Annotated in this window: 24 protein-coding genes and 3 tRNA genes; 11 read left to right on the top strand and 16 right to left on the bottom strand. The window is 66.7% G+C overall.

What is annotated here, in order from left to right; all coding sequences use genetic code 11:
- Positions 1–76: 76 nt before the first annotated feature.
- From WDU99_RS13990 to hpt, 10 genes are all read right to left on the bottom strand, one after another.
- Entirely contained in the window at positions 77–778 is a 702-nt protein-coding gene (locus WDU99_RS13990) for a Rossmann-like and DUF2520 domain-containing protein (RefSeq protein ID WP_337333068.1), read from the bottom strand.
- Between the two features lies 1 nt (position 779).
- The gene (locus WDU99_RS13985; RefSeq protein ID WP_337333067.1) at positions 780–2501 is read right to left on the bottom strand and encodes a PH domain-containing protein; all 1722 of its coding nucleotides are present in this window, start codon (positions 2499–2501) and stop codon (positions 780–782) included.
- Positions 2498–2941 carry a PH domain-containing protein gene (locus WDU99_RS17310; protein WP_474199791.1) on the bottom strand — a complete coding sequence of 148 codons (444 nt, stop codon included), beginning with the start codon at positions 2939–2941 and terminating at the stop codon, positions 2498–2500. Before WDU99_RS17310 ends, WDU99_RS13985 begins: the two co-directional genes overlap by 4 nt.
- Positions 2942–3197: 256 nt before the next feature.
- Positions 3198–3662, bottom strand: coding sequence for a DUF3180 domain-containing protein (locus WDU99_RS13975; protein WP_337333065.1), 465 nt, complete (start codon positions 3660–3662; stop codon positions 3198–3200).
- Positions 3659–4195, bottom strand: coding sequence for a 2-amino-4-hydroxy-6-hydroxymethyldihydropteridine diphosphokinase (folK, locus tag WDU99_RS13970; protein ID WP_337333101.1), 537 nt, complete (start codon positions 4193–4195; stop codon positions 3659–3661). Before folK ends, WDU99_RS13975 begins: the two co-directional genes overlap by 4 nt.
- Positions 4195–4563 carry a dihydroneopterin aldolase gene (gene folB / locus WDU99_RS13965; protein ID WP_337333064.1) on the bottom strand — a complete coding sequence of 123 codons (369 nt, stop codon included), beginning with the start codon at positions 4561–4563 and terminating at the stop codon, positions 4195–4197. The genes folK and folB overlap by 1 nt, the downstream gene beginning before the upstream one ends.
- A gap of 1 nt (position 4564) precedes the next feature.
- Entirely contained in the window at positions 4565–5437 is an 873-nt protein-coding gene (gene folP / locus WDU99_RS13960; RefSeq protein WP_337333063.1) for a dihydropteroate synthase, read from the bottom strand.
- Positions 5434–6057, bottom strand: coding sequence for a GTP cyclohydrolase I (gene folE / locus WDU99_RS13955; protein WP_337333062.1), 624 nt, complete (start codon positions 6055–6057; stop codon positions 5434–5436). Before folE ends, folP begins: the two co-directional genes overlap by 4 nt.
- Position 6058: 1 nt before the next feature.
- Positions 6059–8065 (bottom strand): ATP-dependent zinc metalloprotease FtsH, encoded by a 2007-nt coding sequence (gene ftsH / locus WDU99_RS13950; protein WP_337333061.1) that lies wholly within the window; start codon positions 8063–8065, stop codon positions 6059–6061.
- Between the two features lie 117 nt (positions 8066–8182).
- Positions 8183–8734: a hypoxanthine phosphoribosyltransferase gene (gene hpt / locus WDU99_RS13945; protein WP_337333060.1), complete on the bottom strand. Its 552-nt coding sequence runs from the start codon at positions 8732–8734 to the stop codon at positions 8183–8185.
- 107 nt (positions 8735–8841) lie between these two features.
- Between hpt and WDU99_RS13940 the strand changes: the two genes are divergently transcribed.
- The gene (locus tag WDU99_RS13940) at positions 8842–9429 is read left to right on the top strand and encodes a DUF937 domain-containing protein (protein ID WP_337333059.1); all 588 of its coding nucleotides are present in this window, start codon (positions 8842–8844) and stop codon (positions 9427–9429) included.
- A 66-nt stretch (positions 9430–9495) separates the two neighbouring features.
- Here WDU99_RS13940 and tilS read toward each other — a convergent pair whose 3' ends face one another.
- Positions 9496–10485 carry a tRNA lysidine(34) synthetase TilS gene (gene tilS / locus WDU99_RS13935; protein ID WP_337333058.1) on the bottom strand — a complete coding sequence of 330 codons (990 nt, stop codon included), beginning with the start codon at positions 10483–10485 and terminating at the stop codon, positions 9496–9498.
- Positions 10486–10550: 65 nt separating this feature from the next.
- Here tilS and WDU99_RS13930 point away from each other — a divergent pair, with 65 nt between their 5' ends.
- Together WDU99_RS13930 and ppa are read left to right on the top strand one after the other, a co-directional pair.
- Positions 10551–11162: a TMEM175 family protein gene (locus WDU99_RS13930; RefSeq protein WP_337333057.1), complete on the top strand. Its 612-nt coding sequence runs from the start codon at positions 10551–10553 to the stop codon at positions 11160–11162.
- Positions 11163–11221: 59 nt separating this feature from the next.
- Complete coding sequence (gene ppa, locus WDU99_RS13925) at positions 11222–11713, top strand: inorganic diphosphatase (protein ID WP_337333056.1); 492 nt, start codon at positions 11222–11224, stop codon at positions 11711–11713.
- A 74-nt stretch (positions 11714–11787) separates the two neighbouring features.
- Here ppa and WDU99_RS13920 read toward each other — a convergent pair whose 3' ends face one another.
- On the bottom strand, positions 11788–13158 hold the full coding sequence (locus tag WDU99_RS13920) for a M23 family metallopeptidase (protein ID WP_337333055.1): 1371 nt from the start codon (positions 13156–13158) through the stop codon (positions 11788–11790).
- Positions 13159–13377: 219 nt separating this feature from the next.
- Between WDU99_RS13920 and WDU99_RS13915 the strand changes: the two genes are divergently transcribed.
- The 3 genes from WDU99_RS13915 (at position 13378) to WDU99_RS13905 (ending at position 13694) form a co-directional block, all read left to right on the top strand.
- Positions 13378–13450 (top strand) — tRNA-Glu (locus tag WDU99_RS13915).
- A 27-nt stretch (positions 13451–13477) separates the two neighbouring features.
- Positions 13478–13551 (top strand) — tRNA-Asp (locus WDU99_RS13910).
- Between the two features lie 70 nt (positions 13552–13621).
- Positions 13622–13694: transfer RNA gene (locus WDU99_RS13905), tRNA-Phe, on the top strand.
- A gap of 467 nt (positions 13695–14161) precedes the next feature.
- On the opposite strand, the gene WDU99_RS13900 is transcribed toward WDU99_RS13905, so the two are convergent.
- A complete protein-coding gene (locus WDU99_RS13900; protein WP_337333054.1) occupies positions 14162–15262 on the bottom strand; it encodes a site-specific integrase in 1101 nt (366 codons plus the stop codon).
- A gap of 162 nt (positions 15263–15424) precedes the next feature.
- Between WDU99_RS13900 and WDU99_RS13895 the strand changes: the two genes are divergently transcribed.
- Complete coding sequence (locus tag WDU99_RS13895; RefSeq protein ID WP_337333053.1) at positions 15425–16672, top strand: IS256 family transposase; 1248 nt, start codon at positions 15425–15427, stop codon at positions 16670–16672.
- 64 nt (positions 16673–16736) lie between these two features.
- On the opposite strand, the gene WDU99_RS13890 is transcribed toward WDU99_RS13895, so the two are convergent.
- Positions 16737–16952: a hypothetical protein gene (locus WDU99_RS13890; protein WP_337333052.1), complete on the bottom strand. Its 216-nt coding sequence runs from the start codon at positions 16950–16952 to the stop codon at positions 16737–16739.
- Here WDU99_RS13890 and WDU99_RS13885 point away from each other — a divergent pair.
- From WDU99_RS13885 to WDU99_RS13875, 3 genes are all read left to right on the top strand, one after another.
- Positions 16951–17469 carry a hypothetical protein gene (locus WDU99_RS13885; RefSeq protein ID WP_337333051.1) on the top strand — a complete coding sequence of 173 codons (519 nt, stop codon included), beginning with the start codon at positions 16951–16953 and terminating at the stop codon, positions 17467–17469. The genes WDU99_RS13890 and WDU99_RS13885 overlap by 2 nt on opposite strands.
- Entirely contained in the window at positions 17369–18253 is an 885-nt protein-coding gene (locus WDU99_RS13880) for a DNA primase family protein (RefSeq protein WP_337333050.1), read from the top strand. The genes WDU99_RS13885 and WDU99_RS13880 overlap by 101 nt, the downstream gene beginning before the upstream one ends.
- A 360-nt stretch (positions 18254–18613) precedes the next feature.
- Positions 18614–18982, top strand: a complete 369-nt coding sequence (locus WDU99_RS13875; RefSeq protein WP_337333049.1) for a hypothetical protein — start codon at positions 18614–18616, stop codon at positions 18980–18982.
- Positions 18983–19479: 497 nt separating this feature from the next.
- Here WDU99_RS13875 and WDU99_RS13870 read toward each other — a convergent pair whose 3' ends face one another.
- Positions 19480–21699: an nSTAND3 domain-containing NTPase gene (locus tag WDU99_RS13870; RefSeq protein WP_337333048.1), complete on the bottom strand. Its 2220-nt coding sequence runs from the start codon at positions 21697–21699 to the stop codon at positions 19480–19482.
- Positions 21700–22023: 324 nt separating this feature from the next.
- Here WDU99_RS13870 and WDU99_RS13865 point away from each other — a divergent pair, with 324 nt between their 5' ends.
- On the top strand, positions 22024–22551 hold the full coding sequence (locus WDU99_RS13865) for a GNAT family N-acetyltransferase (RefSeq protein ID WP_337333100.1): 528 nt from the start codon (positions 22024–22026) through the stop codon (positions 22549–22551).
- 142 nt (positions 22552–22693) lie between these two features.
- Here WDU99_RS13865 and WDU99_RS13860 read toward each other — a convergent pair whose 3' ends face one another.
- Entirely contained in the window at positions 22694–23362 is a 669-nt protein-coding gene (locus WDU99_RS13860) for a PIN domain-containing protein (protein ID WP_337333047.1), read from the bottom strand.
- Between the last annotated feature and the right edge of the window lie 29 nt (positions 23363–23391).

Here is a 23391-nt window from a genome sequence, read left to right as displayed (position 1 = left end):
GAGCGGGTGCAGGAGAGTGTGGCGGTTGCAGGAAAGTGTGGCGGATGCCCGGGAGCGGATGCCCGAGAGCGGGCACTCAGAGGTCCGGCGGCAGCGCCAGCGGGTCGGACTCGTCGCGCAGCGCCCGCTCGACGGCCGACGACACCAGGGCCGACAGGTAGCCGCCGGGATTCTCGACGCCGATGCTGCGCAGCAGCCCGGTCGACTGCTGCACGATCGATCGCGAGAACTCCGTCGCGGTCGCGATCGCCTCGGCGTACGAGGCGCGGTCCTGCTCGGCGATGACCACCGGCTCGCATCCCATCTCGACGGCGAGCGCCTGCGCGATCGGCAGCACGGCGGCCGGGGCCGTGACGGCAGCGAACGACGCCTGCAGCTGTCGCAGGTCTACCGAGGTGCCGTTGAAGGTGATCGCCGGGTGCACGGCCAGCGGGATCGCCCCGCGCTCGGCCGCCGGGCTGAGCACATCGGTGCCGTAGCCGGGGTCGGTGTGCAGCAGCAGCTGCCCGGCCTGCCAGCCGCCGAGGTCGGCGATGCCCTGCACGAGTCCTGGCAGCTCGTCGTGCGGCACGGCGATCACCACCAGTTCGCTGCGGCGCACCACCTCGACCGCGTCGAGCACGGGCACGCCGGGCAGCACCGCGGCGACACGGTCGTCATCCGATCCGGCGGTGATCCCGACGATGGCGTGGCCGACGCCGGCGAGCGCCGCACCGAGCACCGGACCCACGCGCCCGGCGCCGATGATGCCGACGCCGAGGCGTCCCGGTGCCACCATCTCAGCCCTGCTCGGCCCAGCGGTGACTGTGATCGTGGGTGACAGCATTCACCGCCGCGCGGGCGACCTCATCGATCAGCGCCTGCGCGTCCTCGCGGTCGAGTGCGGAGAGCGTCGATGAGACCGGTCCGGTCACCGAGTGCACCTGCATCGAGGCGACCGCCTGGGCGCGCGAGATCGGGCCCTGCGCGATCGAGATGCCCTGCATGCGCGCGAGCGGGAAGATCGCCAGCTGACGCCACAGCCAGCCCTTGCGCAGCAGCAGACTCCCGGGCACGAGCGTCCAGCCGTGTCGCTTCCAGCTGAGCGGATGCCGCCATGCGGCGCGACGCGGAACGGTGCGGAACGCATCGTCCGGCTGCCCTCCGATGACGCCGTGCTCCCACAGCTGCGTGAGCTCTTCGGGCGTGATCCCGGGCAGGATCAGCCCCAGCACCCGCTCCACATCGGCGCGCTTGCCCACCGGCAGCACCGTGTTGAACTGCTGTGCGGTGCCGGACTGCGCCTGACTGGCCGACTTTCCCGACATGCGGTTGATGCGCACGGTCCACCAGCCGAACGGACGCCAGAGCAGCGACTGCGAGACGGACACGGCGAAGATGCGTCCCGGCGGCAGAGTCTCGGTGACGGTCGTCAGCAGACCGAACGTGAGTCGGATGCCGTCGTTCGTCGGCGCGATCGAATACCGCAGCGAGCGCGAGATCTGTGCCCAGGTGATACCGACCACGGCGATGACCAGCGGGATTCCCATGCCGAGCGCGAGTCCGATCATCGCGACGACGATCTCGGGTCCGGTCTCGCCGTCGGCGGTCATGCCGGTGAAGGTGGCGACCATGGCCACGACGAAGATCCCGCCGAAGAGCAGCGCCCACAACAGGGCCGAGATGAGCTGCGAGCCGATGAGGCGCCCGGTGGGGATCTTCACCACGCTCTCGGGTGCGACGTCGGCGAGGTCGACGCCCTCGATGAGCCCCGACACTCCGGCGTTCATCGAGCCGACCAGCTGGTCGCGCCGTGTCATCGGCGCACTGCCGTCCACTCCGGCGCCCTGCTGCCCGGCGGCGTAAGCGCCGGCGCCCGGAGGCACCGCACCGGACGCCGCCAGCCGCGCGGACCGCGCCCCCGAGGCCAGACGCAGGATGTCGGCGCGCACCGCTTCGGCCTTGCCCGTCGCCAGGTACTCCAGGTCGACGTTCGAGTCGGTGCCGGCGCCGACGACCTCGATCTTGGCGAGGCCGATGATCCGGGCGGGGAAGGGACGGGTGAGGTTCACGCCCTGCACGCGGTCGAGCGGCGCGCGACGCTGCGAGCGGAACAGCAGACCCTTGCGCACCTCGACGTGCGAGCCGGTGATGCGGAACTGGTGGAAGCGCCACACCACCCAGAACACGACGATGAACAGCACCACGATGCCGACCACGATGAGCAGCGCGAGCAGGATGAGGTTGTTCGCCAGCACCCAGTCGATGGGGTCACCAGGGTACTCGGTGTACGCCGCCTCTTCGGGCGCGAACTGCTGCACGAAGAAGTTGATGATCCGGTCGCGCATGTTCGAGATGACGATGCCGGCGACGATGATGAGCACCAGGCCGCCCTTGAACAGGGGCGTGAGCGGGTGCATCCGATGCCACTCGCCGTCGGCGAGGCTCGATGAGCCGCCGGCGGGCAGCGCCGTGGGCGGCGCTGCCTGCGAGTCGGGCGTGGGCGCGGAGGGGATGCTCACAGGCCGGTCCGCCTGGTCTCGGCGACCTCGATCAGGGTGTCGCGCAGCGCCTCGGCCGATGCCTGGGTGAGCCCGGGGATCTGCACCCCGGTCGTGGCCGCCGCGGTCACCATCTTCAGCTGCGAGACGCCGAAGGCGCGGTCGAGCGGACCGTGGGTGATGTCGACGAGCTGCAGGCGTCCGTAGGGCACGGCGACCATGCGCTGCCAGAGGATGCCGCGACGGAAGACGATGTCGTCGTCACGCAGCATGTAGCCGATCGCCTTCGCCTGTCGGGGCAGGATCACCATCGTGACCAGGGTGATCAGCACGATCGCTCCGCCCGGGATCCATGCCCAGGTCTGGTCGACGGCGAGCGTGAGCACGAGCACCACGGCGACGACGAAGACGATCAGCAGTGCGTTCTGCAGCAGCTGCGAGACGACATGGCGCGGCGAGATCTGGTGCCATGCGCCGTCGAGCGCGAGCGCGGAGGCGCTTCGCGGGGTGCGAAGCGCGTCGTAGGTGCCCTCGTCGAGCGCGGCGGGCTGCGCCGGAGCCGGCTGCTCGGAGGCGGATGCCGGTGCGGCAGGAGCAGGAGGTGCGGCGGGAGCAGGAGGTGCGGCAGGAGCAGGGGGTGCGGATGCCGGTGCGGGCGGAGCCGGTGGGGCCGGTGGCGCAGCGGGCGGCACCGGTGGCTCCCCGAACGGATTCGGGTCACTCGGTGGGGTCGTCTGGCTTTCGGTCATCAGAATCCTTCGGCAGCGTGCAGAACTGTTCCGCGATGAGCGCGACCCCGACCAGCAGCATGGCGCTGACGACGAGGGCGATCATCGCCACCACCGACCCTACCGGCGCAGGGACGGGTCGCGTGAGCAGGAACACCAGCAGGCCGCCGCCGAACCCGGCGAGGATGGCGCCCAGCAGGCTCGACGCGCGCGCCAGCGTGGCGGCGCGCAGCGCCCGGAACGGGTCGACGCGCGCGCCTCCGCGGGTGCTGCGGCGCACCGGCCAGGCCAGCAGGAAGACGGCGAGCGCGATCAGCAGGAGCAGCACGGGAAGGAACGGCGAGGGGGTGAACGTCGCGCGGCCGCTGATGGTGAGCAGATGATTGAAGCCGAACCCGGCTCCCACGCCGAACAGCGCCAGCACGATGAGCAGCGCGGTGGAGGTGCGCCTCACCGGTAGTCGCCCTTCAACTGCCGCACCAGCTCGTCGACGCGTCCGGCGCCGGGCAGCACCGCCTCGGGGTCGATGCTGAGCCAGGGCTCGAGCACGAACAGTCGCTCGGCGGCGCGCGGATGCGGCACGGTCAGGTGCTCATCCGAACTGGTGAAGTCGCCGTATGCGATCAGGTCGAGGTCGAGGGTGCGGTCGCCCCAGCGCTCACGGCGCACGCGACCCTGCTCGTCTTCGACGGCGTGCAGCATGCCCAGCAGCACGGACGGCGCCAGGCGGGTCGTCAGCAGCGCCACCGCGTTCAGGTACGGCGGGGCATCGGGGTCGGGTCCGTCGGGCTTGAGTGCGACCGTCTCGATCGTGTCCGACATCACCAGGTCGTCGACCAGCGGCAGCCGCCGCAGCCGCTCGGCGGCGGCGCGCAGCATCTCGCCGCGATCGCCCTCGTTCGAGCCGAGCGCGACGACGGCGACCTGCGGTTCACGACCGGGTCGGGGATCGGGGATGCCCGACAAGTGGGTCAGCCGGCGATCCATCATGACCGCTTCCTGTGCACGGTCACCGCGACGTCGGAGAACGTCCGGGCGATCGGGGCGTGCGGCTTGTGCACGGTCACCGCGACCTCTCTGACCCGATGGTCCTCGAGCGCCGCGGCGGCGATGCGCTCGGCGAGGGTCTCGATCAGGTCGACCGGCTCGCCGGCGACGATCCCGGCGACCCGCTCGGCGAGCTCGCCGTAGTGTACCGTGTCGGCCACGTCGTCGGATGCTGCCGCCGGGCCCAGTGGGAGCCGCAGGGTCAGGTCGATCGTGAACTCCTGGCCGTCACGTCGCTCGTGGTCGAACACGCCGTGGTGTCCGAACACGGTCAGGCCGGTGAGGGTGATCTCGTCGAGGCGGTCCATGTCATCTCCCGTCCCAGGCGGCGGTGATCTCAAGAGCGTCACGGGTGGCGGCCACGTCGTGCACCCGCACCGCCCAGGCGCCGGCGCGGGCGGCCAGCGCGCTGGTGACGGCGGTGGCGAGGTCGCGGCGCTGCTCGTCGGTCCACGACGTGGCAGGCTGCTCGATCGCTTGGGTCGCTGAGCTTGTCGCATGTGCTGAGCGAGCGTCAGCGGGTCGAAGTGAAGGGTCGAGCACCTCGGCGAGGAACCGCTTGCGCGAGGTGCCGATCAGCACCCGGTGCCCGAGCGCGGTGATCTCGTCGAGGTCGCGCAGCAGTTCCCAGTTCTGCGTGCCGGACTTCGCGAAGCCCACACCGGGATCGACGATCACCCTCGACGGCGCGATGCCGGCTGCGGCCGCCGCGGCGACGCGCTCATGCAGCTCGGATGCCACCTCGCGTGCCACTCGGGTGTACTGGGCGCGGGCGTACATGTCGGCGGACGGGCCGCGCCAGTGGCCGATGGCGACATCGGCATCCAGGTCGGCGATCGCGGACAGCATCCGATCATCGGCGAGGCCGCCGGAGACGTCGTTGACGATGCGCGTACCGGCCCGCACGGCCGCGACCGCCGTGCCGGCGTTGAGCGTGTCGACCGAGGTGGGGATGCCTGCGGCGGTGAGCGCCTCGATGACCGGCAGCACCCGCGCCTGCTCGACAGCAGGAGTCACGCGCTCCGAGCCGGGTCGCGTCGATTCGCCACCGACGTCGATGATCGCGGCGCCCTGGTCGCGCAGCAGGCGGGCATGCGCGACAGCCGCCTCGGGGTCGATGTAGCGACCGCCGTCGCTGAACGAGTCGGGCGTGGTGTTGAGGATGCCCCAGATCAGCGTCATGCCTGGGCCCCTGTTCCTGGCTGGGCCCCCGCATTCGAAGAGGAGCCAATCAGCGCGATCAGCTCGGCGCGCGCGACCGGGTCGGTGTACTCGCCGCGCGCGGCGATCGTGACGGTGGATGCCAGCGGCTGGCGTCCTCCGCGCATGGTCACGCACCCGTGCACGGCGTCGAGCACGACGAGCACGCCCCGCGTGTCGAGGCCGTCGGCGATGGCATCCGCGATCTGCTCCCCGAGGCGCTCCTGCACCTGCGGGCGCGTCGCGAGCGTCTCGACCACCTTCACCAGTGCGCCGAGCCCGACCACCTGCTCTCCGGGCAGGTAGGCGAGGTGGGCGACACCGGCGAACGGCAGCAGATGATGCTCGCACACCGAGCGGAACCGGATGTCGCGCAGCAGCACGGCACCCGACGGAAGGGTGTCGGGCGCCGGGCCGCGCGAGATGCTGATGGTGCGCTCGAGGTGCGCGGCGGGGTCTTCGCCTACACCGGCGAAGAACTCCTCGTACAGCTCGGCCATCCGGCCCGGGGTCTGCTTCAGTCCCGGCCGGTCGGGGTCCTCGCCGATCGCCTCGAGCAGCTCGCGGGTGAGGCGCTCGACGCGGGGCTTGTCGACGGACACGTCAGGCCGTCGCCGGTCGGGCCTGCCCGCCGCCTGCCGGCGCGCCAGAGGTGCGAGCGGTCTCGCCGTTCGCGGCGGTGTGGGCGGCGATGCCCTGCTCGGCACGGCGCGGCATCTGCACCGGCGGCAGCGTCGACACCGGACGCTCCTCGCTGGAGAGCCACTGCGGACGCTCGGGCAGCTTGCGCACCTCGGTGAAGATCTCGGCGATCTGGTTGTGGTCGAGGGTCTCCTCCTCGAGCAGCGCCAGCGCGAGTCGGTCGAGGATGTCGCGGTTCGCGCTGATCACCTGATAAGCCTCGTTGTGGGCCTGCTCGATCAGCGCACGCACCTCGGCGTCGACGCGCTCGGCGACGGTCTCGGAGTACTCGCGTCCACGCCCCATGTCGCGGCCGGCGAAGGGCTCGCCGCCCTCGGAGCCGAGCTTGACCGGGCCGAGCTCGGTGGTCATTCCGTACTCGATGACCATCTTGCGGGCGATGCTGGTGGCCTTCTCGATGTCGTTCGAGGCGCCCGTGGTCGGGTCGTGGAAGACGAGCTCCTCGGCGACGCGACCGCCCATCGCATAGGTGAGCTGGTCCTGCAGTTCGTTGCGGGTGACCGAGTACTTGTCGTCGAGCGGCATCACCATCGTGTAGCCGAGGGCCTTGCCGCGCGGCAGGATCGTGATCTTGGTGACCGGGTCGGTGTAGTTCATCGCCGCGGCGGCGAGCGCGTGCCCGCCCTCGTGGTACGCGGTGATGAGCTTCTCCTTGTCCTTCATCACTCGGGTGCGGCGCTGCGGGCCGGCGATCACACGGTCGATGGCCTCGTCGAGGGCGCGGTTGTCGATCAGCTGCGCGTTCGAGCGGGCGGTCAGAAGGGCAGCCTCGTTGAGGACGTTGGCCAGGTCGGCGCCGGTGAAGCCGGGCGTCTTGCGGGCGACGACCTCGAGGTCGACGGACTGCGAGAGCGGCTTGCCCTTGGCGTGCACCTCGAGGATCTGCTGGCGGCCCTTCAGGTCGGGGGCGTCGACGCCGATCTGGCGGTCGAAGCGGCCGGGGCGCAGCAGCGCGGGGTCGAGGATGTCGGGACGGTTGGTCGCCGCGATCACGATGACGTTCGCGTTCGGGTCGAAGCCGTCCATCTCGACGAGCATCTGGTTGAGGGTCTGCTCGCGCTCGTCGTTGCCGCCGCCCATGCCGGCACCGCGATGGCGTCCGACGGCGTCGATCTCGTCGATAAAGATGATCGCGGGGGCGTTCTCCTTGGCCTGCGTGAACAGGTCGCGCACGCGCGAGGCTCCGACGCCGACGAACATCTCGACGAAGTCCGAACCCGAGATCGAGTAGAACGGGGCACCGGCCTCGCCGGCGACGGCGCGGGCGAGCAGGGTCTTACCGGTTCCGGGAGGGCCGTACAGCAGCACGCCCTTGGGGATGCGGGCGCCGATCGCCCGGAACTTGGCCGGGTCCTGCAGGAACTCCTTGATCTCGTGGAGCTCCTCGATGGCCTCGTCAGACCCGGCGACGTCGGCGAAGGTGACCGTGGGGGTCTCCTTGTTCACCAGCTTCGCCTTCGACTTGCCGAACTGCATGACCTTGCTGCCGCCGCCCTGCATCGACGACAGCAGCCACCAGAACAGCAGGCCGAGCAGCACCAGGGGCAGCAGCAGAGACAGGAATCCGTCGAACCAGGTGGCCCGGGGCACGACGTCGTTGGCATCCGCCGCCTTGATCTCGGCGCCGTCGATCGCCTCGACGACCTGGTCGGCGCGGGCCTCGACGTAGTAGAACTGCACGTTCGTCGAGCCCTCGAACTCCTTCGAGAGCGTGAGGTCGACGCGCTGGTCGCCGTCGGTGTTGACGACCTTCGTCACCGTCTTGCCATCGAGCAGCTCGAGACCCTGCTGCACCGTGATCTGCTTCGGGGCGGAGAGGTTCGAGATCAGCAGGAAGCCGGCGAACAGCAGAACGCCGATCAACGCGATGTAGATCAGCGGGTTCTTCGAGACCTTCTTGACGTCCATGATGCGTTCAGCGTACCGCCCGCGCGTTAGGGGGCCGCTGTACGTTCACCGACGGCGTACCCGTCGGCGCCCCCTCCGGTTCCTGAGCGAGGAGCGAAGCGACGAGACGAAGGACGCTCAGGAATACACATGCGGCGCCAGCACGGCGACGTCGCGCAGGTTGCGGTAGCGCTCGGCGTAGTCGAGTCCGTAACCGACGACGAACTCGACGGGGATGTCGAAGCCCACGTACTTGCAGTCGATCTCGACCTTGGCGGCCTCGGGCTTGCGCAGCAGGGCGAGCACCTCGATCGACTCGGCGCCGCGGGATTCGAAGTTCTCGAGCAGCCAGCTGAGGGTGAGACCCGAGTCGATGATGTCCTCGACGATCAGCACGTGCTTGCCGTGCAGGTCGGTGTCGAGGTCCTTGCGGATCTGCACGACACCGCTGGATTTGGTGCTCGCGCCGTAGCTCGAGACGGCCATCCAGTCCATCGGCGCGTGGAACGGCAGCGCCCGGGCGAAGTCGGCCATCACCATGATGGCGCCCTTGAGCACGCCCACCAGGACAAGGTCCTTGCCCTCGTAGTCGGCGGCCACGCGTGCGGCCAGCTCTTCGAGCTTCGCTTTGATCTGCTCCTCGGTGACGAGGATCTGGGTGAGGTCGTCCTGGATTTCCGCAGCGCGCATAGAACGAGTTTAGGGCGGATGACCTGCGAGAACCGTACGGAAGGGATGGGATGCCCGCTACTGTGAGCACCAGGTGCGGGCGTCCGCCCGCGGGGAAGGTGGAAGACATGGACCTCGACGCGATTCTCAAGCAGGTGCCGATCGATGACATCGCGAAGCGATTCGGCGTGAGTCAGGACGTCGCGCGGCAGGCCGTTGAAGAGGGCGGCGCAGCCCTCGTCGGCGGACTGGCGAAGAACGCCGAGACGGCAGAGGGCTCGTCGGCGATCGAGCAGGCGCTGAGCCGCCACGAGGGCTTCTCCGGAGCATCCAGCGTCGACGACATCGACGAGGCCGACGGCGAGAAGATCGTCCAGCACGTGTTCGGCGGCAAGGAGAAGGAAGTCGCAGGCACGCTGACCTCGTCGGAGAAGACCGCCGGCGGCATCGACTTCGGCAAGCTGCTGCCCATGCTCGCTCCCATCGTGATGGGCCTGATCGCGAACGCCAACAAGGGTAAGGCTGACGGCGGCGGCGGGATCGGCGACATCCTCGGCGGACTGTTCGGCGGCGGTGGCGACAGCGGCCAGACCTCCGGCGGCGGGATCGGCGACATCCTCGGCGGACTGGGTGGGCTGTTCGGCGGCGGGTCCGGTTCTTCGTCGAGCGGCGGGATCGGCGACATCCTCGGCGGCCTGCTGGGCGGCAAGAAGTAGGACACCAGCCCCGCGAATCCGATTCGCGGGGCCTTTTCGATGCCCCGACTGAGAATGCGGTGACGCTCAGCGCGCGGTGAACACGATGCGTCCGCCGTGGCGGTGGGCGCTGCAGCCGGGCAGGTCGATCGGGCCCTGGCCCGACCAGTCGGTAGCCAGGCGCGCGACCTCGAGGGTCTGCACCCGCGTGAGGCCGACACCGAACTCGCTGTCGACGACCAGCCGGATGATCCGGTTGCGCAGGGCCGCGGGGTTCGCGGCGAGCGCGGCCACGCTGACCGAGATGCCCGCCTCGGCGTGCTCGACGATGTCTTCGATGGTCTCGTGGATCATCTCGTCGAACGCCTCCGCGTCCTCGCGCAGCTGCTCGGCCGTGCGGGCGAGCGCCTCGGCGATGCCCGGGCCGAGCTCGGCCTCCAGCACCGGCAGCACGCGGGTGCGCGCGCGCACCCGCGCGAAGCGGATGTCGGTGTTGTGGGGGTCGTCCCAGACCTCGATGTCGGATGCTGCGCAGAACGCCCTGGTGGTGTCTCGACGCACGCTCAGCAGGGGGCGCAGCCACAGCATCCGATCGTTGTCCTCACGCACCGGCGCCATGCCCTGCAGGCTGGCGGCGCCGGAGCCCCGGGCGAGCCCGAGTAATACGGTCTCGGCCTGATCGTCGAGGGTGTGGCCGAGCAGCACGGCGGCGGCGTGCTCTTCGGATGCGATCGCACGCAGCGCCGCGTAACGCGCGTCGCGGGCGGCGGCCTCCGGACCGTCCGCGGACTCTGCCACGCTCACACGTCGGACGATGCTGCGGATGCCGAGCGCCTCGGCCTTCTCGGATGCCTGTGCGGCAGCATCCGCCGACCCCGCTTGCAGGCCGTGGTCGATCGTCGCGCTGATGACGCGGATCTGACGGGAGCGCGCCTCGAAGGCGCAGGCCGCGGCGAGCGCGAGCGAGTCGGCACCACCCGAGAGGGCGACGACGATGCCGGCGCCATCGGGAACGTCGGCGATGGCGATGCGTACGGCGCGCCGGATCTCGGCGACGGCGGGCGGGAGAGACGGCATCCTTTAAAGCTACGGCACCGGTGATCCCCCTGTCGTGCGGGGGCATCTCGCTCTAATCTGAGCGGGTGAACGAGCAGACGACCTTCGCGCCAGAGCGACTGAGGGCGTTCGTCGATGCGGTGGTGGCTATCGCGATGACGCTGCTGATCCTTCCGCTGCTGGAGTCGGTGTCTGAAGCCGCGCGCGAGGGGACCGACACCGGCGACTTTCTCGTCGAGCACAGCGGACAGCTGGTGAGCTTCGCGCTGAGCTTCGTGCTCATCGCCGTGTTCTGGATGGAGCATCACCGGCAATACGAAGCCGTGCAGCGGGTGACCCCGGCCCTGCTGTGGCTGAACGTCGCGTGGATGCTGACGATCGTCTGGCTGCCGGTGCCGACGGCGATGCTGGGGCAGATGGACACGGATCCACTGCAGGCGGTCATCTACATCGGAACGCTGATCCTCACCCAGGTCGCCACGCTCGCCGGCAAGCTCTATCTGCAGCGGCACCCGCAGCTGCACGCGATGTCCGACGATCTGCTGCGCCGGGGCGCCGTCGGCGATGTCGCCGCGATCATCCTGTTCAGCGTCGCTCTCCCGATCGCCGCCTGGGTGCACGACGTCGGGTACTACGCACTGCTGCTGGTTGCGCTGACGGGACCGCTGGAGCGAATGCTGCTTCGAGTGCGCGGGTAGGCTAGTCCGCGGCATCCCCACCGTCTTTTCCCTTCCAACGTTTCCAAGGAGAGCAGCACATGGGCGCACACGACGCCGTCATCGAGATCCCGCGCGGCAGCCGCGTGAAGTACGAGGTCGACCACGAGACCGGTCGTGTCCACCTCGACCGCGTGCTGTACACGACGTTCGGCTACCCCGCTGACTACGGTTACTTCGACAACACCCTCGGCGAGGACGGTGACCCGCTGGACGTGCTCGTGCTGCTCGACCACGCGATCTACCCCGGCGTCGTCGTGAACGTCCGCCCCGTTGCCGTGCTGAAGATGAGCGACGAGGCGGGTGGCGACGACAAGCTCGTCGCCGTGCTGTCGAAGGACCCGCGCTGGGCGCACATCCAGGACATCGACGACCTGCCCGAGTACACCAAGAAGGAGATCGCGCACTTCTTCGAGCACTACAAGGACCTCGAGCCCAACAAGTGGGTCAAGGTCGACGCCTGGGGCGACGCCGCTGAGGCGCAGCGCATCCTCGACGAGGCGATCGAGCGCTTCGGCGCCGAAGGCCACTGACCTCCTGCTGATGATGAGGAAACCCCCGGTCGATGACCGGGGGGTTTCTGCGTTATGCGGACGTTAAGCGGGGATCAGATCGCGCCGCGGGCCGCCAGGAAGTTGTAGGGGTTGGTGGTGCCGCCGCCGGTGTACACCTCGAAGTGCAGGTGGCAGCCCTGCGAGGCGCCGGTGTTGCCGGCGTAGGCGATCACCTGGCCGGCGCTGACCTGCTGCCCGTACGACACTGCGATCCGTGCGATGTGCGCGTAGCCGGTCGCGATGCCGCCGCCGTGCTGGATGCGGATGTAGTTGCCATAGCCGCCGTTGTAGAAAGCGGCGTCGACCCGCCCTGATGCGGCCGCGTAGATCGCCGCACCGCAGCCGTTGGCGAAGTCGGTGCCACGGTGGTAGGTCGAGCGGCAGACGCCGTTGACGCACTGCGCAGGCCGGGGGCCATAGCCCGAGGAGATGTAGCCGCCGTGCGGACGACGCCAGGCGCCGGATCCGGAGCCGCCGGTGCCGCCGCCTCCCCCGCCACCGCCGCCACCACCGCTGGCGGCTTCCTTCTTGCGACGCTCTTCCTCTTCCCTGCGGCGACGCTCCTCTTCGGCCTTGCGCTTGCGCTCGCCCTCTTGGTACCCGGCGACCGTGGCGGTCGTCTTGTCCTTGAGGGCTGCGAGCTGTGCCTGGAGCGTGAGCAGGTTGTCCTGTTTCTGCTGGAGGGCGGCCTGGGCAGCATCCGCCGCTTCCTGCGCCGCGACCATCTTCTGCTCGGCGATCTTCTGCAGCCGATCACGCTCGTCGCGCGCCTTGGAGGCCTGGTCGCTCAGCGACTGGGCCTGGTCACGGGCGGCCGCGGCCTTGTCGGCGACGGCGCGGTTGTACTCGAGCAGCTTGTCCATGCTGCCCAGCCGCGCCAGCAGGTCGTCGGCGTCGCCGGAGGAGTTCGACAGGAACAGCTCGAGGGCGGCGTCGTCGCCGCTGTTGCGGTACATCTGGTTGGCGACCTGGCCGGCCTTGCGGGCGCTGTCGTCGGCGATCCCCGACTGCTCGTCGGCCTGCGCCTGCAGGTCTTCGGCCTTGGCGGCCTGGTCGAAGTAGGCCTGCTGGGCGGCGTAGAACTCATCGCCGGCCTTGCGCGCTGCCTCTTCGGCGGCGGCCGCGGCCTGGGTGAGCTGGTTGATCAGCGTCTCGATGCGATTGATCTCGCTGGCCTTCGCGGCCTCGTTGGCCTTGGCGCGCTGCACGTCGTCCCAGCTCGGGTAGTCGGCGGCGAAGGCTGCCGGGGCGCTGGTGGCGACGCCGAGGGCGCCGACCGCGATCGCGCTGAGCGCGCCGACGGTCATCGCGCTGCGGCGCGAGACCTTGGCGGCAGGCCAGAGGGAGCGTCGCTCGGCGGGCGTGGGCGCGCAGCCGCAGTCATCGGATGCTGCGCCTGCAGCCACCTCGAGCTCGTCGTTCACACGGCACCTTCCCCCCGATATACAGAAGTAACAGTAACAACATTCGTCACATCTGCAACAGGTTCGCTGTTGTCCGCCGTCGCGCGCGGGCACGCGCGACACCCTCTATCGTCCTCCCGAAACGCCCGGGATGGAAGCAGACCCGCCCTCGATTTCGTTTTTCGCCCCGGAGTCGCTTATGCTTGAGCGTCGGCAAGGGAACCCCTGAGGATCTCATGCGGCCCCATCGTTTAGCGGCCTAGGACGCCGCCCTTTCACGGCGGTAGCACGGGTTCGAATCCCGTTGGGGTCACTCTTTCCGATACAATTTCACAGTTATGGCCCTGTAGCGCAGTTGGTTAGCGTGCCGCCCTGTCACGGCGGAGGTCGCGGGTTCAAGTCCCGTCAGGGTCGCTCCAAGCGACGGGCCTTCTTTCGAGAAGGCCTTTCGCATCGGACGCGGCAGATCCACGATGTGCCGCGAGGCTCTGTAGCTCAGTTGGTAGAGCGTTCGACTGAAAATCGAAAGGTCACCGGATCGATGCCGGTCGGAGCCACGTAGCGGAGATTACACCGCTGCCGAACCCTCGCAAGGCTTCTACTTGCGGGGGTTCTTTTTTGGCTTCTGACCAGGGAGATCTGGCGGTCCTGACGGAGCGCACTCATCGCTCTGCCAATGGCAATCGTGGAGATCCTCCGTGTATCCCCCAGAGTCTTCAGTCACGCACTCCGCATTAACCCCGCACTTTGGAAATCGCACTTTCGCTCAGTCGGGGCTGCGTCACAGCTCAGCCGACGGCGACCTCGGCGAGCACGCGATCGCCTCATGCTCGCGTCCCCTGCGACCGGATTGGCACGGCGGCATCCTTCGCGCGCCCAAGTCCGACCACGATGCGATAGGCGCGGCCTGAGTACGACTCATCGGATGCGGGTAGGAGTCCGCGGACGCTCTGATGCTCACCGCAGCACTTCAATCGAGAGCGACGAACTGCGAGCTCAGCTGGTATTGCCATGCCGCGACCTTCTAGATGAGCCCCTGCAGCGACGCGCCCATGACTCCCGCTGCCTTACTCGAGCCCCTGAGTGTGTTCATGTACACGTCCTGGGTCATGCTCGGGTTCTCATGGCCGAGATAGTCAGCGATCTCTGTAGCGGATAGTCCGGCCTTGTCGAGGATCGTCGCTACTGTCTTCCGGAAAGCGTGTGTAGACAAGCCCGGGTAGCCCAAGCTTTCGCGCCGGTCTCGAAGCTCCCGCTGCGTGTTTGATGGGTCTCGAGGGCGCATCAGCGGGGTCGGGAAGATCAGGCCGGTATCGTCGCGCAGTCTCTCGTGGCGCTGGCGCAGCAGGCTCATCGTCGCCTCCGGCAGGTGGGTCGTACGCGCGGACTTGTCGGTCTTCGCAAACTCCTGCCGGACGATCTCCTTCCCCTTCACACGCACGTTCTGCGCCACGACGGATGCTGTGCCGGCGGCAAAGTCGATGGCGTCCGCTTCGAGCGCGCATACCTCGGCGACGCGCCATCCGGATGCGAGCATGAACGTGATCAGGTCGACCGTGTCCCATTCGACGAGCTTCTCGTCAGCACGAACGCGCTCGAGGAATGTAGGGAGCTCGTCCAGCGGAATCGCCGCGCTCCCCTTCTTCTTCCTCTGGGTGACGCGCTCGAGCTCACGCACGGGGTTGTGCGATAAGGCGCCGTTCCGCACCGCAAGGCCGAGCATGCCACTCAGGGCCGATCGACAGTTCTTTGCTGCCCCAGGACCAGCTTCCTTTTCAACCGCGTTGAGGAACTTCTGCAGCCGCTCAGGCGTGGCCTCCGCGACCGAGAGATCGCCGATCCGTGGCGTGATGTGCGCGGTCACTGCATAGCCGTACGTCTCCAGCGTGCCTTCCGAACGTCCCAACTCGCGCCGGGACTCTAGAAACCTTTGCCCGAGGGCACGAAGGTGCGTCGCGGGCTTCAGCTCACCTCCACGGGCAGCCTCGATCGTGGTCAGCGCGTGCTTCAGCGCAACCGTGGCCTTCGCCTTGCTCGGAGCGTGCTTCTCGATCTGGCGAGACTTCCCGTCGGCGAAGCGGTAGCGAGCTCGGGCACGCCACTTCCCCGGCTGCACCTCAGCCACATTGATGGTGCCGTAGGTTCCTATCGCCAACCGCGGCCGCGCCAAGTAGTGCCCCATAAAGTGGTGTAGCCCGCGGTGGCCGGCCTCGTCGTGAACGTGGGCGCGGTCACCGTGTGATCCTTCGAGGAAACTCTCACACCCCACTCGAAAGGCATCATCACGATGACCGCTCCTCGTATTCTCGACCCTGCGAGCGTGCTCGCTGAAGCCCTTCTCGACGCGTCGCCCGATCTGATGCGCAACCTGCTGCAGACGATGATCAACGCGCTGCTGTCCGCGGACGCGGACGCCGTGGTCGGCGCGGAATGGGGCAAGCCCTCACCGGACCGCACCGCGCAGCGAAACGGGTACCGGCACCGCGACCTCGACACCCGTGTCGGCACGATCGATGTCGCGATCCCGAAGCTGCGGCAGGGCACGTACTTCCCGGAGTGGCTGCTGGAGCGGCGTAAACGAGCGGAGACGGCGCTGATCACGGTGGTCGCGGACTGCTATCTCGCTGGCGTCTCGACTCGCCGGATGGACAAGCTCGTGAAGACCCTCGGGATCCACTCCCTGTCGAAGTCGCAGGTCTCGCGGATGGCGGCGGATCTCGACGAGCACGTCGATCAGTTCCGGCACCGCCCGCTCGACGACGCCGGGCCGTTCACGTTCGTCGCCGCCGACGCGCTCACGATGAAGGTCCGCGAAGGCGGCCGGGTCATCAATGCGGTCGTGCTGATCGCGACCGGCGTCAACGCCGATGGCCGCCGCGAGGTCCTGGGCCTGCGAGTGGCGACGAGTGAGACGGGAGCGGCCTGGAACTCGTTCTTCGCCGACCTCGTCGCCCGCGGCCTCGGCGGGGTGCGCCTCGTCACCAGCGACGCCCACCAAGGACTCGTCGAAGCAATCGCGGCGAACCTGCCCGGCGCGGTCTGGCAACGATGCAGAACCCATTACGCCGCGAACCTCATGAGCGTGACGCCGAAAACCATGTGGTCAGCAGTGAAAGCGATGCTCCACTCTGTCTACGATCAACCCGACGCCGACGCCGTCAACGCCCAGTTCGACCGACTGCTGGACTACGTCGACGGGAAACTGCCCGAGGCGTTCGAGCACCTCGACACCGCCCGGGCGGACATCCTCGCGTTCACCGGGTTCCCCGAGGGGCTCTGGCAGCAGATCTGGTCCAACAACCCCAACGAGCGCCTCAACCGCGAGATCCGCCGACGCACCGACTCCGTCGGGATCTTCCCCAACCGGGACGCGATCATCCGCCTCGTCGGCGCCATCCTCGCCGAGCAGACCGACGAATGGGCCGAAGGACGCCGTTACCTCGGACTCGACATCCTCGCGAAGTCCCGACTCACCCTCGTCGCCGACACCAGCATCGAGGAGGTGACCCACCCCGTCCTCGAACTCAGCGCCTAACCAACATCACCAGCAGAAGGATCACCGACCGCTACACCACCTCACGGGGCTTGACCCCGCGCCATCAGCACTCCCCTTCGATAGATGCGCGGATCTCATCGACCAGGATGCGCGTCACGCGCCCGCGACCCTGCGGCGTGCTGCCTTCACCTGCCCGCCGCAAGGCCTCGGTCTCAAGCGAGCGACCCCACAGCCGCACTGCGTGTTGCTGAAGCAGCAGTGGCTGCACCCCAAGCTTCTTCGCCGATGATTCTGACAAGGGGGCCACAAACGCGGTCATGAAGACGATCCGCCGCCTCGCGGCGGATGCGATCGCGGACAAGGACCTCTATGCCGATTTGGTGAAGGCTCAGACCGCGGCCGGCGCGAAGGGCGTGCTGTCTCTCGCTGCGAGCATGCCCGGCATTTCGGTGAAGGCCACCGAACTTGATGCCGATCCGTTTGTGCTGAACACACCTTCGGGGTCGCTTGACCTCAAGACCTTTGAGTTGACTCCGCACGATCCTCTGGATCGCATCACGAAGATCACGCGCGGTTCATTCGATCCGCTGGCACCTTGCGCGCGCTGGATGTCCTTCCTCGAGCAGATCTTGCCCGACCCCGAGGTGCGTGCGTATCTCCAGCGCGTCCTCGGAGTGGCCCTGATCGGCAAGCAGCTCGAGCACATCCTCGTGATCGCGACCGGGACGGGTCGAAATGGCAAGGGCGTCACGTACGAGGCGGTCGGCTGGGCGATCGGTGATTACACCCATTACGCCCCCCTCGACCCTGTTCGAGCGCACGAAGGGCAACGCTAACGGGGCATCGCCGGCGCTGTTCGACCTCCGCGGAGCACGGTTTGTCGCCCTTTCGGAGACGGAGAAGATGGCGCGCATCGCGTCGGCCCTCCTCAAGAGCCTGACTGGTGGAGACCCGGTGACCGCCCGCGGCCTGTACAAGAATCCGATCACGTTCCTCGCATCGTGGCTGATCCTTCTCGTCACCAACCACCTCCCTACGCTGCCCGCCGACGACCCCGCCGTGTGGGAACGCGTCCGCGTCATCACCTTCGACGTCTTCATCGAGCCCGAGGATCGCGACCCGCTCCTTGCGTCGAAGCTGCAGGAGGAGGCCGACGGCATCCTTACCTGGGCGGTGGAGGGCTTGCATCAGTACTGGACAGATGGGCTCGCCGAGCCGGAAGCGGTCAAGATTGCGACCAACGACTACGCCTCCGCTCAGGACAGCGTTGCCAGGTTCATCGACACCGTGTGCACGGAAACGCCCTCTAACGGTGGCAACACGACGAGGGAGCTTCACGATGCCTACGTCGACTGGGCGACCGCGGAGCGGATCTTCGCCGAGCACCGGCTCGGACGCACGGAATTCGGCTACGCGCTTGATCGTCTCGGGTTTGCGGCAGCGAAGATGTCCCGCGGCATGGTGCGTAAGGGACTCGGCATCGCCAGCAGCGGTGGAGCCCCGATCAATCTCCCCGCCCCTGGATCCGCGGACTCGAACTGCGGACCGGACGGCGAGCCCCCCGTCGACCCGTGGGAAGGGTACACGGACGCCCCTCCTGCCTCCTCCTACGTCGGCTAACCTTTCGCCGGCCCGCTAGCGCGCCCTGTGCCGCCAACGGGCCGGTGTCCCGTCACCGCGCTAATGCCGCGCCACGTACAGCAGGCACAGGCAGAGGCTACTGGCGCAATTGACGACTGCTTACCGCTTCGGTGCAGTTGTGCAATACAGATCCCATACCTCCTTACGTGGGCGTATTAAGAGACATTCGCTCCCCCGAACTGCACAACTGCACCGTGCAGTCATGCAGTTGATCCGCCAACTTTCCTCACGCGAGCGACACGAGACTTCCGGCCACCAACTTCACAACTGCACGGCCGCATCCAGACCGAGCCCTGTTGAGCAGGGCTGACCCCCGACAACCGTCACGAGGAGCACCTAATGAGAAGAACCCGAAGCCAGATTCGGGCAGCGGAGATCGCTGCTCTGATCGCCGAGCAGCAGGCCTATGACAAGAAGGTCAACGACGCGGTAAAGATTGCTGCATTAGCTCGTTGCGATGCGGTCGAACAGCTGTATGAGCTGCTGGATGTATTGCCGGACAGACCGACGATGCGCACCGGCAAGAACGGTCCCTACGAGGTGGCCTCGGACAAGGATGAGCGCAAGCGCTGCGCGCGTCTTGTTGACACCGTTGCCAACCTGCTTGCAACCGTTGCCGCGGACAGGGAATCGAACGCCAGGGACTACCTAGGCAGCAGTGATCGCGCCTCCGGCCCCCGGCAAGACGATGCTCTGACAACTGTCTAGGCCAAGTTGGCGTGAGCCCCGAGAGCCTCGGCAAGAAGTCACGGTCAGTAGTCGCCTACGCGATCTGCTTGCCAGCTATCTGACGGCGATTTCAGATATGTGGTGATTAGTTCGAATCTCACCGTCACCGCCATCATCGAAAGCCCCGAACCTCATGAAAACACTCGGGTCCGGGGCTTTCGTGATGTTCGCGGGAGCGCGTGCAGTACGCTCCGCCGACCAGCTCAGGTCAGCCGCGGAGGTGTGTGGCGTGAGCGCGGATGGACAGCGCTGCTGATGCGCGGCAACCCGATCGACGTCTGCAGCGGCGCTGTTTGGCCGGCCTCCGTGATGCGGCGATCTAGAAAACGGTACTTGACACGAAACGCAATCCTGAGCCCGACTTCGCGGAACCCTCGAGGCGACGAGGGCGGGGACACCGGATAGCTCCGATACGTGGTACTCGGCCGTAGCGCGCCTGACCGGGAACCGCGCATGACCCGCTCGGTCGAAGCTGACTACTCGTCAACGTCATCAAAGATGCTGCGCGTGCTTTCCGCAGGCTGCCGATCGTTTAGGTCGTCGCGGCGATCATCGTCGTCGTCCTCCCACGGCGCGTACTGCGACATCAGGTTCACATCAGCCGTGACGACTTCTAGCCTCGACTCGTAGTAGTTCAGGCGAGCGAGGATGTCATCGTCGTCGGCGAAGATCTCGCGCAGTTCATCTACCGTGCTCCAGTAGTCCTCCAGGTAACTGTCGGGGTTTGAATCGACATCGTATGAATCAGTGATGCCCTCCAGAACGTCGTCAGGAAACTGCAGCACGCCTTCTACTTCCTCCCGGATCTCGGTGACTTCAGTTTCCGTCAGCCATTCGGTTGTCATCCAGACCGATGATCGAAGGTCCCGTGCCGCGTCAACGAGCTGACTTAGTGCCACCGCCCGAGCACCTTCAGGAAGTGATTGCTCGTTTTGGAGAAGACCGAACAGGCGTCGTGCTGAGGCGCTGTGGACGACGGTTGTGGCCCACTCGGACACGTACTCCAGTCCGTTAGCCACGAACAGCGCTCGCACATCGGGGCTAGCTCGGCGCGCGAGCAACTCCAGAAGGTCAGACTTGACACGCCACGCGCCGTAGCCGCTAACACCGCTGAGGTGGCGCACTGCTGCCTCAACGACGGAAGGCCCTTCGACCTCGCCGACTATGAGGTGGCGTCCCCGCTCCTTGGGCGGGATTGCGTCCGGATGACGTAGATCGACCTGCCCCACGAGATCTGGAAACGGAGTGGCCCTGACGATACTCGCGACTGTCGCTACACCGGACTGGAGGAAGCGGTTCGCCGCCTCACGGATAGTCGGGTGAGCAAAGGTGTATGTCGCGCCCACCGGGAACCTCTCCGACTTGACGAATGTGCCGTCGAGGGACTCGAGCGCAGGCGGTACCGATTCAAGGGTGGATCCGAGATCAACCACGAGGTTGCGCGCGCGAGCTGAGTCCTGGATAGGGAGATGCAGTTCACCTCCGGCTGCGAAAAGGAGGGCAATCGCTGCCTTGTCTCTGGCGTTCAACTGCCCGATGATTTCGTCAAGGTACGCCGTGGGGTTGTCAAAGGACGACGTGACGGCAAGCCGATCGCTCGGATCTAGAAGCTTCGTGAAACGTGCGTTCCCGAGTCGATAAGCGAGGCCTGGTGTGAAGCTCTTCAAGCTGCTGACGTGGGCAAGATGAGGCTTGATACGTGATCGGAAGTTAGTTGATTGACTCCCAAGTTTCATGTGGTTGTAGAGAATCATCTGGCGTTCCGCAGAAGTCAAGTCACTGACGACCACCTCGATTCTCGCGTTGTCCCAGAAGCGAACGTTCGACTCCTTGAGGCGTTGCACCGCTTCCCGATAGATGTAGTCACGAGAAGTGAACACAAACCGATTTCCTTGGGCGCGCGCCGCGAGCAGTGCGGCCATGTTACGGCTCCATGCGTCCAGTAGTGATGGCTCGGCAGAGAGCTCGCCGAAGACATCGTCGACCCAGTACATGCGATTCGGGTTGCCGGGGTTCCACGCCTCAAGAAACTCCGAAGCCGACGTTGCCTTAATCACGTCCATGCCGCCGGCATCGACCGCGCCCAGCGCAAGCATCTGTGCGATCACGCTCTTTCCGACGGTGGGGCCCCCGAGCAGCACCACGGCGCGGTGCCGATCGAGCGCGTCCAGTGCGGCGCGGTACGGCGCTGTCGAAACGAAGGTCGCCGTACTCGATCCGAGCGCGTGCAGTATCGCGCTCGCCTGCTGCCGGCGACGGTCATCCAGAATTTCTGTGAGGTCGCCTAGGCCGTAGACCCTGGGTACCATTCGGCGCAGTTCCGGACTGTTGGATAGTTTGTCCTCGATCCACGTCCGCGCCCAGACGCGGACGTCCTTCACACCGAGCGCCTTGATGGCTTCGACAATTGCGGCGTTCGACTCGCCCGTAACTCGGCAGTTAGTCATCAACACATAGTTGTCGCAGAGGCCGCGGCGATGAAGGTCGGCGATCTTGGGCAACTCACTGGCCACATTGCTCAGGGAGATCGTTTTGTCTGCCGAGGAGTGCTTCGCCTGAATCACGAAAGCTCCCGCTAAAGCCTGCTCAGCGAGTTCGTCGCGCCAGACGCCACGAAACGCACCGTCTCGACCTGCATCGTTGCCGTCCTCGAAGGGCTCGACGGTCTGTCCGAACGTCGACGAGAGAATTGCCATGCAGAGGTCCTGAAATGCTCGCCAACCTAGCCTGGTGAGCTGCCAGCCTTCGTTCACTGTTCCTCCGTATTTCGCAAGCTCCTCGGATGGCGATTGTCGCAGACGTCGCGTCGGTCTCGGCCACAAGAGGCTCCACGCGACGTGTAGTGTGGCGTACTCCGCCGTCTTTGACGACGACGCATTGCTGTCGAGTCAACGCCGCGGATGAGCTCGTCTGGTCGGCCGCGTTGACGGACGTCACTCCCTGGACAACCCCTAACCCGTCATCCGGGAGTAGCCCCTGCGAGTGAGTCTGGCCCAAACGAAGGCGCATTGCTCGGCTTGATGCGGCGGGTTGCACCCGGAGCGTGCAGCGCGCTCAGGTGTCCTGCGGTGTCGGGCGCAGACCCCTATGGGTGCTGGACGACCTCAAGGTTTGACCGGGTGCGCAGGAAAAGCGTTCATCCGCGAGAATGGGAGCTCGAAGCCCAGTCAATGGTCCGGAGCCTGCGCCCTCCCCTGCGTCGGCCGTATCGTCTCTTGGTTGCAGAAGACGGTACAACGATCATCAGCGTCTGTCATTACCAATTGCTCAGAGACTCGCGACTGGGCAGCGACCCCGTCTTCTATGTGCGCGTCCTCGCCACCTCGCGGGCAGCACAGCGGTCCGGTGCGGCCCGCGAGATGCTGCACCGCGTGCTCCGCGAGATTCGAGCCTATAACCGGGAACACGGGACTGACTATGGCGTCGTCGCGCTCGTTCATAAGCGGAATTCGCCGTGCCAGAGGTTCATCAAAGCTGAGGGGTTCGATGTCATCAGCGACGAAGACGGTAGCTACCAGCTCTGGGGCTACATGGGTGAGGTCTCCTGAGGTATCGCAGAACCTGAGGCATCGCAGGACACCAGTAACCCAAGCCGGTACGAGTACCCTGGGGCTATGGCCCGTACTCCGTCAGCCACGTCGCGGTGCTTGAGTTCCGTCGGCTGCTGCTGAACTGGAGCGCGAGAAGAAGCTACCTCCCACGCACGCTCTCAGCGATCTCGACACTCGGCTGGACCCGCTCGCTCACAGCCCCAGCACCCACCTCAGCGGCGATCCCGCTCGTGCTGCGACCGGCAGCCAAAGCCTGGAGGTGCTGGTCGACGATGGTCGAGAACATCGGACAACCCGCATCCGCAAGAGCTTGGCTCAGCGTCATGCCCGAACCACGAGCACGGTAGTAGCCCAACTGCTGGTGAATGACCCGATCAACGACCTCCGGAACGTTCTCCGTGAGGAGCTGGAAGAACGAATCCGCCGTGTGGACCTCGTAGTTCAGCTGGTCAGCGACGGTGAAGAAGCCATGATCATCCGTGATCAGGTAGCTGGCGCCGCATTCTTTCGTGGCCGCATGTACGTGCACGTCGTGCTGATCGTCGCCGAGGAAGACCGTGCCCGCGGGGAAATCGCGGACAATCTCGTCGAGTGTTCCTTCGAGCGTGTCCTTGACGTTGCCCGTGAGATGGCCAGGGCCAGATGGGTTGTTCCTCCTCAGGCGGTACAGCACCTCCGCGATGACATCGTTCGAGCTGGCGAGTGTGAACATGTCGGCACTCGTCTCCAGGCGCAGAAGGAAGAGCCAGTCCCGAAGGGTCTTCGAGTACAGGACGTTGGCATCCACGAAGACGATCGGTACTCGCACGTCACCAGGATACGAGAGCAGTCCGACAA

The organism is Microbacterium bandirmense, from assembly GCF_037204185.1.
Taxonomy (GTDB): domain Bacteria; phylum Actinomycetota; class Actinomycetes; order Actinomycetales; family Microbacteriaceae; genus Microbacterium; species Microbacterium bandirmense.
This window is presented reverse-complemented; position numbering and strand designations above follow the sequence as displayed.